Annotated in this window: 13 protein-coding genes; 4 read left to right on the top strand and 9 right to left on the bottom strand. The window is 65.9% G+C overall.

Annotated elements, in window-relative coordinates:
• Nucleotides 1-241: 241 nt before the first annotated feature.
• Nucleotides 242-1258: a beta-N-acetylhexosaminidase gene (gene nagZ / locus B5E42_RS06325; protein ID WP_242967042.1), complete on the top strand. Its 1017-nt coding sequence runs from the start codon at nucleotides 242-244 to the stop codon at nucleotides 1256-1258.
• 59 nt (nucleotides 1259-1317) lie between these two features.
• Here nagZ and B5E42_RS06320 read toward each other — a convergent pair whose 3' ends face one another.
• Nucleotides 1318-1527 carry a hypothetical protein gene (locus B5E42_RS06320; protein ID WP_087237790.1) on the bottom strand — a complete coding sequence of 70 codons (210 nt, stop codon included), beginning with the start codon at nucleotides 1525-1527 and terminating at the stop codon, nucleotides 1318-1320.
• 40 nt (nucleotides 1528-1567) lie between these two features.
• Nucleotides 1568-2755: a nucleoside recognition domain-containing protein gene (locus B5E42_RS06315; RefSeq protein ID WP_087237788.1), complete on the bottom strand. Its 1188-nt coding sequence runs from the start codon at nucleotides 2753-2755 to the stop codon at nucleotides 1568-1570.
• 47 nt (nucleotides 2756-2802) lie between these two features.
• Between B5E42_RS06315 and B5E42_RS06310 the strand changes: the two genes are divergently transcribed.
• Nucleotides 2803-3159 (top strand): DUF4180 domain-containing protein, encoded by a 357-nt coding sequence (locus tag B5E42_RS06310; RefSeq protein WP_087237786.1) that lies wholly within the window; start codon nucleotides 2803-2805, stop codon nucleotides 3157-3159.
• 55 nt (nucleotides 3160-3214) lie between these two features.
• Here the strand turns inward: B5E42_RS06310 and B5E42_RS06305 are convergent, their stop codons facing one another.
• A complete protein-coding gene (locus B5E42_RS06305) occupies nucleotides 3215-3811 on the bottom strand; it encodes a TetR/AcrR family transcriptional regulator (protein ID WP_087237784.1) in 597 nt (198 codons plus the stop codon).
• 93 nt (nucleotides 3812-3904) lie between these two features.
• On the opposite strand from B5E42_RS06305, the gene B5E42_RS06300 reads away from it, so the two are divergent.
• Nucleotides 3905-4780: a DegV family protein gene (locus B5E42_RS06300; protein ID WP_087237782.1), complete on the top strand. Its 876-nt coding sequence runs from the start codon at nucleotides 3905-3907 to the stop codon at nucleotides 4778-4780.
• A gap of 322 nt (nucleotides 4781-5102) precedes the next feature.
• On the opposite strand, the gene B5E42_RS06295 is transcribed toward B5E42_RS06300, so the two are convergent.
• Entirely contained in the window at nucleotides 5103-6176 is a 1074-nt protein-coding gene (locus tag B5E42_RS06295) for a Xaa-Pro peptidase family protein (RefSeq protein ID WP_087237780.1), read from the bottom strand.
• Nucleotides 6177-6413: 237 nt separating this feature from the next.
• Here B5E42_RS06295 and B5E42_RS06290 point away from each other — a divergent pair, with 237 nt between their 5' ends.
• A complete protein-coding gene (locus tag B5E42_RS06290) occupies nucleotides 6414-7043 on the top strand; it encodes a CatB-related O-acetyltransferase (protein ID WP_087237778.1) in 630 nt (209 codons plus the stop codon).
• Nucleotides 7044-7117: 74 nt separating this feature from the next.
• On the opposite strand, the gene B5E42_RS06285 is transcribed toward B5E42_RS06290, so the two are convergent.
• The 5 genes from B5E42_RS06285 to nuoE form a co-directional block, all read right to left on the bottom strand.
• A complete protein-coding gene (locus tag B5E42_RS06285; RefSeq protein ID WP_087237776.1) occupies nucleotides 7118-8872 on the bottom strand; it encodes an NADH-dependent [FeFe] hydrogenase, group A6 in 1755 nt (584 codons plus the stop codon).
• A 15-nt stretch (nucleotides 8873-8887) separates the two neighbouring features.
• The gene (locus B5E42_RS06280; RefSeq protein ID WP_087237774.1) at nucleotides 8888-10693 is read right to left on the bottom strand and encodes an NADH-quinone oxidoreductase subunit NuoF; all 1806 of its coding nucleotides are present in this window, start codon (nucleotides 10691-10693) and stop codon (nucleotides 8888-8890) included.
• Nucleotides 10694-10708: 15 nt separating this feature from the next.
• Nucleotides 10709-11077, bottom strand: coding sequence for a (2Fe-2S) ferredoxin domain-containing protein (locus tag B5E42_RS06275; protein ID WP_087237770.1), 369 nt, complete (start codon nucleotides 11075-11077; stop codon nucleotides 10709-10711).
• 12 nt (nucleotides 11078-11089) lie between these two features.
• Entirely contained in the window at nucleotides 11090-11629 is a 540-nt protein-coding gene (locus B5E42_RS06270; protein ID WP_087237768.1) for an ATP-binding protein, read from the bottom strand.
• 177 nt (nucleotides 11630-11806) lie between these two features.
• Nucleotides 11807-12301 carry an NADH-quinone oxidoreductase subunit NuoE gene (gene nuoE / locus B5E42_RS06265; RefSeq protein WP_087237766.1) on the bottom strand — a complete coding sequence of 165 codons (495 nt, stop codon included), beginning with the start codon at nucleotides 12299-12301 and terminating at the stop codon, nucleotides 11807-11809.
• Between the last annotated feature and the right edge of the window lie 322 nt (nucleotides 12302-12623).

Below are 12623 nucleotides of genomic sequence, written 5' to 3'. Positions count from 1 at the left end.
GTTGTATTTGTTCTGACCGCCGGCTGCGCCGCCCTACCGGCCCAGCCCACCGATACCCCGGCGGCGGAGACCACGCCGGCGGCCGCCCCGTCCCCACGCCCACGCCGGAGCCCACCCCCACCCCGACCATCGCGGAGGCCGGCGGCCATGAGCACGAGCAGAAGGTCTCCCAGCTGTTGGTGGCGGGCATCGAGGGCACCAGCTGGGGCAGGACGCGGTACAGGCCGTCCAGGACTACCAGGTGGGCGGCGTGATCCTCTTCGGCCGCAACGTGGAGAGCGCCGGGCAGCTGGCGGAGCTCACCAACGGCCTGAAGGATCTCAACGGGGACTACACCCCGCTGTTCCTCTGCGTGGATCAGGAGGGGGGCCGGGTGGATCGGATGCCCCCGGAGGTGGAGCGCACCCCCAGCGCCTGGAGCGTGGGGCAGACCCTGGACACCGAGGGCGTGGGAGCCGCCTACGGGGCGCTGCTGGCGGAGGAGTGCGCCGCCTTCGGCTTCAACATGGACTTCGCCCCCAGCCTGGACATCTGGTCTAACCCCGACAACACGGTGATCGGCGACCGGGCCTTCGGCAATGACTGGGAGTGGACTGCCTTTTTCGGCATGTCCGCGGTGGAGAGCATGGAGGAGCAGGGGGGCGTGATCCCGGTGGTGAAGCATTTCCCCGGCCACGGGGACACCTCGGTGGACTCCCATGTGGCCCTGCCCGTGGTGGACAAGAGCCTGGAGGAGCTGTGGCAGAGCGAGCTGGTGCCCTTCAATATGGTTCTGAACCAGGAGGACTATTTCGGCGCACAGGCCGGCCCCTCCGCCCCCGCCGTCATGGTGGCCCACATTCTTTTAAGCCAGGTGGATCCCGACTATCCCGCCTCTCTGTCCCACAGGGTGGTCACCGGCCTGCTGCGGGAGGAGATGGGCTTTGACGGCGTGGTGTGCACCGACGATCTCACCATGGGGGCGGTCTCCAACACCTACGGCATGGGGGAGGCCGCCGTGCTGGCGGTGGAGGCCGGGTGCGACCTGCTGCTGGTGTGCCACGGCGCGGACAACCTGACGGCGGCCCGGGACGCCCTGCTGAAGGCGGTGGACAGCGGCCGCATCTCCCCGGAGTGCCTGGACGAGAGTGTGAAGCGCATCCTCTCCCTCAAGGCGGAATACGGCCTGACCAACGAGCCGGTGGACACGCCGGACGTGGACGCCCTCAACGCCCGCATCGGGGCCCTCACGGAGCAGATCACGGAAGCCTCCTCCTGACGCCTGCTTTACAAAAAAGCGCCCCCGTGCCAAAAGGGCACAGGGGCGCTTTGATGTGGCTACAGGGAAAAATCCTCATCCTTCAGCTTGCTGAAGTCGGGGAGCACCGGCGGCGGGGGAACCCGCTTCAGCGGGTCGTATTTGAAGCGGCGGCAGCTGCCGCCGGGGGAGACCACGCCCTTCTTGACACAGAGGATCTTGTCGTCCTCCAGCTGGGCGCCGCGCTGGCAGTAGGCGCAGCGGGGCTCAATATCCTTTTGAAACAGCATGGACTCCACCCTCTCTCGATTCCACTTTCCGCAAATACTATTATAGCACGGAGCGGCGGCCCTTGCCAAGCCCTTTTCGGACTCCGGCGGCCGCGGTGAAGAGAAACACCAGAAAGAGCACCCAGGCGCAGACGGTGGAGATGACCAGGGTGCTGTGGAACTCCATGCCGGCGATGCCCGCCACCTGCTCGGCCAGGTAGTCGGACACCGGGGCCTCCAGGGGGAACAGCCGCACCAGGGCGGCGGTGAACAGGGCGGACAGCCCGCCGTGGAGCAGCTTGCCCGCCAGGTAGGTGCCCGCCGACAGGCCGCTGCCCCCCAGGAAGGAGAGCACCTGGCAGTGGACGGAGATGCCCGCCCAGCCCAGCATGAAGGCGGCGGCCACCAGCCGCCCGCTGAGGGAGCCGTCCCCCATGAGGGTGGTCACGCCGGTGGACAGCTCCAGCGCGCCGGTGAGCAGCCGCTGGGCCCACTCCGGGGTGAGGCCGAAGGGGGTGAACAGGGTGCCCAGCAGCCCCGCCAGAGCCGGCAGGAGGCCGGAGCGGATGAGCAGCTGGATCACCACCGTGAAGAAGACCACGAAGGCGCAGATATTCAGGGTGGAGAGGAAGGCGTTTTTGATGGAGCCGGTGAAGGCGGCGGTGAGGCGGGGAGCGCGGAACTGGGGCTGGGGACGGGCCGCCGTCCACCGGCGCTCCGTCCCGGAGCGGTAGAAGCGGAACAGAAGCCCCACGCAGCAGGAGGCGGCGGCATGGGCCAGGTAGAGGAGCACACCCACCCGGCTGCTGGCGAACACCCCGGTTCCCACCACCCCCAGGATGAAGGCGGGGCCGGAGTTGTTGCAGAAGGCCAGCAGCCGCTCCGCCTCGGTGCGGGTGCACTGGCCGCTCTCATAGAGGCCGATGGCGGTCTTGGCCCCCACCGGGTAGCCGCCGATGAACCCCAGAGCCACGGCGGAGGCGCAGGCCCCGCCCACCCGGAACAGGGGGCGCATCAGCCCCTCCAGCAGCCGCCCCAGATACCCCGCCAGCCCCAGCTCCACCACCAGGGAGGACAGGACGAAGAAGGGGAACAGGGAGGGGATGATCACGTTGTAGCACAGCCGCAGGCCGCTTCTGGCCGCCTCCATGGCGGGCTGGGGGTAGAGCATCAGCGCCAGGGTGGCGCACAGCAGGGCCAGGCCCAGCATCGCATCCCGCACCCGCTCCCTGGACAGCAGCCTGGACATGGGCACATCACCTCCACCAAGAGGCATATGCGTCAGACGGCGGGAACTTGCCTGTCCGCGGGAGATTTGACAGACCGGCGGAGCTGACCGGGCCGGAGCCGGTGCTCACGGACACCCAGTCCGCCCTGGAGCTGGCCATGACGGCCCGCTATGCCGCGGGGGCCGACCGCCTGCTGGTGGACAAGGCCGCGGTGGCGGAGGACTTTTTCATCCTCAGCACCGGCCTGGCGGGGGAGATCCTCCAGAAGTTCGTCAACTACCAGGTGAAGATGGCCGTCTACGGGGATTTTTCCCGCTACACCAGCAAGCCCCTCCGGGACTTTATCTATGAGTCCAACCAGGGGGAGCACTTCTGGTTCGTCCCCACCCGGGAGGAGGCGCTCCGCCGTCTGACGGAGGGATGAGAGCGGCAAAACCGCCGGGCCGCGCCGGCCCGGCGGTTTTTGACCGTATCGGGGGTTACCGGGTCTGGAAAATCTCCCGGAACAGGGCATAGTCCTGTTCCAGCTTGGGCAATAATGGGTAGGAGCCCCGGTGGAGCACCCAGTCGATCACCACGCCCCGGAAGTGGCGGAAGAAGAAGTCCGCCGTCCACTCCACCGACCAGCCGGGGAGGAGCAGCCCCTCCTCCTCCGCCTGCCGCAGGCAGTCCACCATGGAGCGCAGGGTGTACCGGGTGGGATCCATGGAGGAGGCGTCGTCGGGGGCGTCCAGCCGCCGCTGGTAGTAGCGGGCCACCAGCTCCCACCCCTGATCCTGGATGAAGGCGGCGTAGGTGGACAGGATGCGCCACAGACGCTCCGGCGGCGGATCCCCCTCGTGGCCGGACAGGGCCTCCTCCATGCGGCGATCCAGGGGGGCGAACCCCCGGGAGAGCAGGTCCTCCTTGGAGCGGAAGTGGTGGTAAAAGGCCCCGGTGGTGATGCCGGCCCGCTGGCAGATATCCCGGACGGACACCTTGTCGAAGCTGTTGGCCCGGGCCAGCTCCAGGGCGGCCTGGAGGATGGCCGCCTCCGTCTGGCGGGCCTGTTCTTTCCGGCGCTCCCGATAGTCCATTTTATGCCTTCCTCCCCTTGACGCGGCGGCAGATGCCCGCTATAATAGTGACATAACGATGTTATGCAGCTCTTGTACTAATTATAGAGTAGGATGATTGCCTTGTCAAATCCGGAAAAGATCGCGCTGCTCACCGATTCCACCGCCGACCTGACCCCTGCCATGCGGGAGGGCAAGCCCATCTACGTGGTGCCGCTGAAAATCCGCTGTGACGACGGGGAGTTCTCCGACGGGGTGGACATCTTTGCCCAGGACGTGTACGACCGCCTCCACAGGGGGGAGCTGCCCCGCACCTCCCTGCCTGAGGGGGGCGTGGTCAGCGACACCCTGGATCAGATCCGCGCCGACGGCTATGAGAAGGTGATCGCCGTCATGCTCTCCGGCGGCCTGTCGGGCACCTGCAACCTGGTGCGGGTGCAGGCCGAGCAGCGGGACGATCTGGACATCGCCGTGTTCGACTCCCGCAGCGGCTCCCTGGGCATCGGCATCATTGTGCTCCAGCTGTGGGAGGAGATCCAGGCGGGCGCGGGCTGGGACAAGCTCATCCATGAGCGGGTGCCCCACCTGGTGGACAACACCTTTCCCTTCTTCTCGGTGGACACCCTGGAGTATCTGCGCCGGGGGGGCCGCATCGGCCGCATCACCGCCCTGGCGGGCACCATGCTGTCCATCAAGCCCATCATCACCTTCTCCGAGGACGGCCAGCTCCAGAGCATCGCCAAGGTGCGGGGCCGAAAGCAGGTGCAGGACAAGATTGTGGAGCTGCTGCGCAGCAAGTTCCGCACCGGCAAGCGGTACAACCTGGGCGTAGCCAACGGCGGCGCGCCGGCGGAGATGGCGGAGCTGTCGGAGAAGATACGGGCCCGGTTCCCCAATTTCGTCCACTGCTGGGAGGGGGCCATGGACGCCACCCTCAGCGTCTACATCGGCGACGGAGTGATCGGCGGCGGCATCCAGTTTATTGATTGAGATCAAGAAGTCCCCTGGCCCGAGGCCAGGGGACTCAGCCTGTCGAAAAAGTCTCGCAGAGTTCGCGCCCGCAGGCGCGAAAAAATTGGAATCTGTTTTCTCCGGCGACACAAGGTGAATTGCCCCGAAGGGGCAAGAGAGGGCCCCCTGGGGGGTGTGCGTCGGAGAAAACACTTCTCAGGCCGCAAGTGTGGGATTTGTCCGCTTCAGGCGGACAAATCCTGCGCGCGGCGGACTGTATCCTGCTCGAAAAAGTGGCTTTGCCACTTTTTCGACAGTCTCAAGACATCCCCCGGCCATTAGGCCGGGGGATGCTTTTCGCTTATTCCACCACGCGCAGCTCCTTGGAGGCGTGGTTGAGCACCTCGCAGCCGTCCTCGGTGACCAGCACCAGATCCTCGATGCGCACGCCCAGCTTCCCGGGCAGGTAGATGCCCGGCTCCACGGAGAACACCATCCCCGGCTCGGCAACGGCGGGGCTGGAGGCGCTGTTGTCCGGCGGCTCGTGGCAGTCCAGGCCGCAGCCGTGGCCCAGCCGGTGGGTGAAGCAGGGGCCGTAGCCCGCGTCCTCAATCACCTTCCGGGCGGCCCGGTCGATGTCCTTCATGGGGACGCCGGGGCGGATCATGGCCTCCGCCGCCAGGTTGGCGGCCCTGACGGTCTCGTAGACCCTCCGGCCCTCGTCGCTGACCGAGCGGAAGAACACGGTGCGGGTCATGTCGCACCAGTAGCGGCGGATGGGGATGAAGATGTCCAGCACCACGCTGTCCCCGTCTTTGATCACCGTGTCGTTGGGCCCGTGGTGGGGGTCGGCACCGTTGGGGCCGAAGCACACCAGCTGCCCCTCGCTGGAGCGGTCGGCGCTGTGCTGCCGGTAGAGGCTCTCCACATAGGCGGCCAGCTCGCTCTCCACCGCGCCCTCTTTCACGGCGGCGATGACCTGCTCCACCACCTGGTCGTTGATCCGGGAGGCATGGCGCATAGCGGCGATCTCGTCGGCGTCCTTGTACTTCCGGGCGTCGTCCACCGGGGCGGAGCCCAGCACCGGCGTCACGTCGGGCCGGGCGTTCAGAAGGGCGATGAGGAACTTGCTGGGCCAGGCCTTGTCCACCCCCAGCCTGCCGGGGCGGAGGGCGGCAGCCAGGGCCGCCGTGGGCTCGTCGCTGTCCTGGTGGAGCACCAGCTCCAGCCCCGCCTGGGGCTCCAGGGCGAAAAGGGTGTTGGCGAAGAGGGTGCAGGTGCCGTCGGCGCGGAGGTACAGGGCCAGCATCCGCTCCATGGGCTCCACCCAGTACCCAGTCAGGTAGTACACCGACGCGGTGGAGGTGACCACAATCTGTTCCAGCCCGTCCCGCTCCATGTTGCGGAGCACCCGGGCCAATCTCTGCTGATTCATGGGACATGTCCTTTCTGTTTCTGAATTCTGTCCTCCATTATAATACACCCGCCGCGGAAAGCAAGCGGGGAATTGGCAGCGGGTCGGTGGAAAAAGCCCGCCGGCCGTGGTACAATGGGTCGGCAGGCAACAGCGGAGTGAGGTGGTTTGGGTGAAGCGCTGCATTGCCTCTGCCGGTATCGTCCCCTAAAAAATCATGTGCCGCCGCTTGGGGCGGCAGAGACAGGAGGCATTCCAATGACGATACCGGAGAGAAGCATCTACCCCCGTTCCGGGGACAAGGAGACCGTCTACCTGCGAGACGTGGTGACAGACCCGGGCATCTCCGTGGGGGAGTATACGATTTACAACGATTTTGTCCGCGATCCCCGGGAATTTCAGCACAACAACGTGCTCTATCACTACCCCGTCAACCGCGACCGCCTGATTATCGGAAAGTTCTGCTCCATCGCCTGCGGCGCAAAGTTCCTGTTCAACAGCGCCAACCACACCCTCTCCTCCCTGTCCACCTACCCCTTCCCGATCTTCTTTGAGGAGTGGGGGCTGGACGTGGCAGACATCACCTCGGCGTGGGACAACAGGGGGGACATCACGGTAGGAAACGATGTGTGGATCGGCTATGAGGCGGTGATCCTGGCCGGCGTCACCATCGGCGACGGGGCCGTGGTGGCCGCCCGGGCGGTGGTGACCCGGGACGTGCCGCCCTACACCATCGTGGGCGGTGTTCCGGCCCGGCCCATCCGCAGGCGCTTCGGGGAGGAGACCATCTCCAGGCTGCTGGCCCTGCGATGGTGGGACTGGCCGCCGGAGCGCATCGCGCGGAATCTGGCGGCAATCCAGCAGGGGAAGCTGGAGCTGCTGGACTGAGCCCCGCGGAAAACTTCCCATCAGGAGTAAAACAGCGCCCGCCCGCGGCCTTGGCCGTGGGCGGGCATTTTGTGTTATACGCGGTAGCGCTTCTGCTTGATGTAGGAGCAGTGGAGGAGGGCGTGGGCCTTGTGGCCGCCGGGCTCGCCCAGGAAGTCGGCATAGACCTTCTGCACCACGGGGTTCTCATGGCTGCGGCGGTAGGTCATGCCCTCGTCCTGCCTGTACAGGGCGGCGGCGCGGAGGGACTTGATGTCGGTGAAGTTGCGCACGTTGGCGTGCTGAATGGGCTGGCCACCGCCGTTGATGCACCCGCCGGGGCAGGCCATGAACTCCACGAAGTCGTACTGGAGGGAGCCGTCCCGGATGCCGTCCAGCACCAGCTTCACGTTGTGCAGGCCGGAGGCCACGCACACCTTGACGGTTCTGCCGGGCAGGTCGTAGCTGGCCTCCTTGACCCCCTGCATGCCGCGAACCTCGTGGTACTCCAGGGGGGCCATGCCCTGGCCGGTGACCTGCTCCACCACGGTGCGGAGCGCCGCCTCCATGACGCCGCCGGAGGCGCCGAAGATGGTGGCCGCGCCGGTGGAGATGCCCAGCATCTCGTCAAATTCCCCGTCGGGCAGGGCCTCGAAGAGCAGGCCGGCCTGGGTGATCATGCGGCCCAGCTCCCGGGTGGTGAGGGACACGTCCACCGGCATGCAGCCGTTGGGCAGCCGCTGCTCCTCCCGGCGCACCTCGTACTTCTTGGCGGTGCAGGGCATGACGGACACCACCACGATGTCGTGGGGGTCGATGCCCATCTGCTCGGCGTAGTAGGTCTTGACCAGGGAGCCGAACATCTGCTGGGGGGACTTGCAGGAGGAGATGTTCTGGATCATGTCGGGGGCGTGCTGCTCCAGGTAGCGCACCCAGCCGGGGGAGCAGGAGGTGATCAGGGGCAGGGTGCCGCCGCCGTTCAGGCGGCTGAGGAACTCGGTGCCCTCCTCCATGATGGTGAAGTCGGCGGCGGTGTCCACGTCGAACACCTTGTCAAAGCCCAGCCGGCGCAGGGCGGTGACCATCCTGCCCTCCACATTGGTGCCGATGGGCATGCCGAAGCACTCGCCCAGGGTGACCCGGATGGAGGGGGCGGGGCCCACCACCACGTGCTTGGCAGGGGCGGCCAGGGCGGCCAGCACCCGGCCGGTGTCGTCCTTCTCGCTGAGGGCGCCGGTGGGGCAGGCCACGATGCACTGGCCGCAGGAGACGCAGTCCACCTCCGCCAGATCCCGGTCGAAGGCGCAGCCGATGTGGGTGTTGAAGCCCCGGTCGTTGGGGCCGATGACCCCCACCTCCTGGGTCTTGCGGCACACGGCGGTGCAGCGGCGGCAGAGGACGCACTTGGAGTTGTCCCGCACCAGATGGGGAGCGGAGTCCTCAATCTGGGGGGGCAGGTTGTCGTTGGCGTAGCGCACCGCGTCAATGCCCAGCTCGCCGGCCAGCTGGAGCAGCTCGCAGTGGGCGCTGCGGGAGCAGGTCAGGCAGTCCATCCGGTGGTTGGACAGGATGAGCTCCAGGGTGAGCTGCCGGGACTTGCGCACCCGGGGGGTGTTGGTGTACACCTCCATGCCCTCGCTGACCGGGTAGACGCAGGAGGCCACCAGGCTCTTGGCCCCCTTTACCTCCACCACGCAGATGCGGCAGGCGCCGATCTCGTTGATGTCCTTGAGAAAACACAGCGACGGGATGTTGAAGCCCGCGGAGCGGGCCGCCTCCAGCACCGTGGTTCCGGCGGGAACGGTGACGGGGATGTCGTTGATGCGCAGAGATACCATGTTCTGATCCATTGTCCGTTCCCTCCCTTACTGCTTGTAGATGGCGTCAAAGCGGCAGTGATCCATGCAGGCGCCGCACTTGATGCACTTGGACTGGTTGATGATGTGGGGGGCGCGCACCGCGCCGGAGATGGCGCCGGTGGGGCAGCCCTGGGCGCAGCGGGTGCAGCCCTTGCACTTGGCGGGATCCACGATGTACTGGATGAGGGCCTTGCACACCCCGGCGGGGCAGCGCTTCTCGTACACGTGGGCCTCAAACTCCTCCCGGAAGTGGTGCAGGGTGGAGAGCACCGGGTTGGGGGCGGTCTGGCCCAGGCCGCACAGGGCGGACTGCTTGATGTGCTCGCACAGCTCCTCAATGGTGTCCAGATCCTCCGGCTCGCCGTTGCCCTCGGTGATCTTGGTCAGCAGATCCAGCAGGCGCTTGGTGCCGATGCGGCAAGGGGAGCACTTGCCGCAGGACTCGTCCACGATGAACTCCAGGTAGAACTTGGCGATGTCCACCATGCAGTTGTCCTCATCCATGACGATCAGGCCGCCGGAGCCCATCATGGAGCCGATGGCGGACAGGGACTCGTAGTCGATGGGGGTGTCGATGAGGGAGGCGGGGATGCAGCCGCCGGAGGGGCCGCCGGTCTGGGCGGCCTTGAACTTCTTGCCGCCGGGCACGCCGCCGCCGATGTCCTCCACCACCGTGCGCAGGGTGGTGCCCATGGGAACCTCCACCAGGCCGGTGTTGGTGATCTTGCCGCCCAGGGCGAAGACCTTGGTGCCCTTGCTCTTTTCCGTGCCGATGGCGGCATAGGCCTCGGGGCCGTGGTTGAAGATCCAGGTGATGTTGGCGTAGGTCTCCACGTTGTTCAGGAGGGTGGGCCGGTCAAACAGACCCTTCACCGCCGGGAAGGGGGGACGGGTCTTGGGCTCGCCCCGGTGGCCCTCGATGGAGCGCATGAGGGCGGTCTCCTCGCCGCAGACGAAGGCGCCGGCGCCCAGCCGCAGCTCCAGATCGAAGTCAAAGCCGGACTCGAAGATGTTCTCCCCCAGCAGGCCGTACTCCTTGGCCTGCTGGATGGCGGTCTCCAGCCGCTTGACGGCGATGGGATACTCGGCCCGGACGTAGATGTAGCCCTGGTGGGCCCCCACCGCGTAGCCCGCGATGGTCATGGCCTCCAGCACGGAGAAGGGGTCGCCCTCCAGCACGGAGCGGTCCATGAAGGCGCCGGGGTCGCCCTCGTCGGCGTTGCAGCAGACGTACTTCACCCCGTCGGGGCTCACCGCGTCGGCGGTGAACTGCCACTTCTTTCCGGTGGGGAAGCCGGCGCCGCCCCGGCCCCGCAGGCCGGAGGCCAATACCGTGTCGATCACCTGCTGGGGCGGGATCTGCTCGGTGAGGATCTTGCCCAGGGCCTCGTAGCCGTCCACGGCGATGTACTCGTCGATGCTCTCCGGATCGATGACGCCGCAGTTGCGCAGGGCGATGCGGTACTGGTGCTTGTAGAACTGGGTGTCCGTCAGGGAGGTGGCCGGGCCGCCCTCCACGCTCTCGTTCTTGTTGAGCAGCCGCTTGACAATGCGGCCCTTGACGATGTGCTCGGAGACGATCTCCTCCACGTCGTCCACCGTCACGTGGGTATAGCAGGCCCCCTCGGGGTAGACGGTGACGATGGGGCCCAGGGCGCACAGGCCGAAGCACCCGGTGCGCACCACCTGGGCCTCCTTGTCCATGCCCTGGAGGGCCAGCTGCTTTTCAAACTCCGCGATGATCTTGGGGCTCTCCGAGGAGGAGCAGCCGGTGCCGGTGCACACCAGGATGTGGGAGCGAATCAAGCTCATGTCTCTGTCCCTCCCTTATTCCGCCGCGCCGATGGTGTATTCCTCCACCACCCGGCCGTTGACCAAATGCTCACTGACGATGGAGGCCACCTTGTCCGGGGTCATCTTCACGTAGGTGACCTTCTCCTGCCCGGGCACATACACCTCCACAATGGGCTCCAGCCGGCACACGCCGATGCAGCCCGTCTGGGACACGGTGACGTTGTTCAGCTGCCGCTTGGCAACCTCCTCCAGAAAGGCGTTGAGCACCGGCCGCGCCCCCGCGGCGATGCCGCAGGTAGCCATGCCCACCACCACGCGGATCCGGTCGTCCCCCGAATCCCGCAGATCAATCTGCCGGCGCATCTTGTCCCGGATGGCCTGCAGTTCCGCCAGACTTTTCATGCTTTCATCCCCTTATTCTTCTAACAGCGCTTCCTGTTCCTGTAAGTAGTCCCGCAGCCAGAGGACGACCTCCGGCTCGGCCAGGGAGACCTCCGGGCCTAGCACGGCCCGCAGCTCTCCGGTATCCAGGCGGGAGAGCCTGTCCCCCCGCCGGTGTGTGTAAGTCAGTTCCAGTTCCGGCGCACCCTGCACCAGCAGGGTGACCGTACCGGCCATGTCCCCCACCGGGGGACAGTCAATGTGGCCGGGGCAAAAGACCGCGGTGACGGTGGTGCCCACGCCCAGGGTGCTCTCAATGGACACATGCCCGCCGGTCTGCTCCGCCGCCAGGCGCAGCAGCGGGATGCCCAGGCCCATCTTGCGGGTGGTGCGGGTGGTGGTGAACGGGTCGCTCACCCGGGCGAGCAGCTCGGGGCTCATCCCCGTGCCGTCGTCCGCGATGGTGAGGGTGATGGCCTCCGGCCCCTCCTCCAGCGCGATGTCCAGGTGTCTGGCCCGGGCGGTGATGGAGTTCTGGGCGATGTCCAGAGCGTACAGGGCGATTTCCTTCACGTGACTACCTCTTTTCGGGCTGCTTACGACGGCTCCGCGCTTCTCATTGTCACGCTGCGCACCTTCCGCGACGGGCAACTGCTTACCGCTCCGCCGAAAATGCCGCTGAGCTGCGCCCAGCCTGTTTTTCGGTCTGCGCGGTTCGCTGTTGCCCTGCTCCCAGGCGCTCCGCGCTTCTCACTTGTACATGTCAAGTATGGGCCCCACCTGGTCGGGGGTGAGGCGGCCGTACACATCGTTGTTGATCATCATGACCGGGGCCAGGCCGCAGGCGCCCACACAGCGGCAGGAGTCCAGGGAAAACTTGCCGTCGGGTGTGATGGCGCCGGGGACGATGCCCAGCTTCTGCTCCACGGCGTTGAGGATGGCGGCCGCCCCTTTGACGTAGCAGGCGGTGCCCAGGCAGACGGAGATCTGATACCGCCCCTTGGGGTTCATGGAGAACTGGGCGTAGAACGAGGCCACGCCGTACACCTCCGACAGGGGGATGTCCAGCCCCTCGGCCACCATGATCTGTACCTCCTCCGGCAGATAGCCGAAGATCTCCTGGGCGGCCTGAAGCACCGGCATGGTGGCCCCGGGCTGCCCCTTGTGCTCCGCAATCACCTGCCGCAGGCGCTCCTCCTGCTCCGGAGTGCCGCGGTAAGGGACGACGGTCTTGCAGTTTGGCATGGATGCGTCCTTCCTTTCTAAAACCAAGTGGTTTAGTTTTGCTTTTTTCTATTATAGCCTTGAATTTTCATTTGTAAAGACTTTCCAGCGGAACAAAATGCAAACTATATAGTATAAAAATTAGCCTAACTTAATTTAATGGGTAGAAAAAAGCCGCTCCGAGGGGCGGAGCAGGCGGATCGAAGCGGAAAAGGGGCGAAGAAAAAGCAGTGATATTGTTAAAACTTTAACGATATAAATAAGTATACCAGATCTATCCTGCTTTGTAAAGGGAAAGTTTTGTCTGTGCACAAAGAGACGGCCGGGAACGGTCTGTGGACTG

Origin of the sequence: Flavonifractor sp. An10 (genome assembly GCF_002161215.1) — a bacterium.
Classification (GTDB): domain Bacteria; phylum Bacillota; class Clostridia; order Oscillospirales; family Oscillospiraceae; genus Flavonifractor; species Flavonifractor avistercoris.
The sequence above is the reverse complement of the archived record's forward strand: the minus strand, read 5'-3'. Positions and strand labels throughout refer to the sequence as shown.

Coding starts and splice junctions, on each gene's coding strand:
- B5E42_RS06290 (WP_087237778.1), top strand. CDS start 6,414: ATGACGATACCGGAGAGAAGCATCTACCCCCGTTCCGGGGACAAGGAG.
- B5E42_RS06315 (WP_087237788.1), bottom strand. CDS start 2,755: ATGTCCAGGCTGCTGTCCAGGGAGCGGGTGCGGGATGCGATGCTGGGC.
- nuoE (WP_087237766.1), bottom strand. CDS start 12,301: ATGCCAAACTGCAAGACCGTCGTCCCTTACCGCGGCACTCCGGAGCAG.
- B5E42_RS06285 (WP_087237776.1), bottom strand. CDS start 8,872: ATGGATCAGAACATGGTATCTCTGCGCATCAACGACATCCCCGTCACC.
- B5E42_RS06280 (WP_087237774.1), bottom strand. CDS start 10,693: ATGAGCTTGATTCGCTCCCACATCCTGGTGTGCACCGGCACCGGCTGC.
- B5E42_RS06275 (WP_087237770.1), bottom strand. CDS start 11,077: ATGAAAAGTCTGGCGGAACTGCAGGCCATCCGGGACAAGATGCGCCGG.
- B5E42_RS06305 (WP_087237784.1), bottom strand. CDS start 3,811: ATGGACTATCGGGAGCGCCGGAAAGAACAGGCCCGCCAGACGGAGGCG.
- B5E42_RS06300 (WP_087237782.1), top strand. CDS start 3,905: ATGATTGCCTTGTCAAATCCGGAAAAGATCGCGCTGCTCACCGATTCC.
- B5E42_RS06320 (WP_087237790.1), bottom strand. CDS start 1,527: ATGCTGTTTCAAAAGGATATTGAGCCCCGCTGCGCCTACTGCCAGCGC.
- B5E42_RS06295 (WP_087237780.1), bottom strand. CDS start 6,176: ATGAATCAGCAGAGATTGGCCCGGGTGCTCCGCAACATGGAGCGGGAC.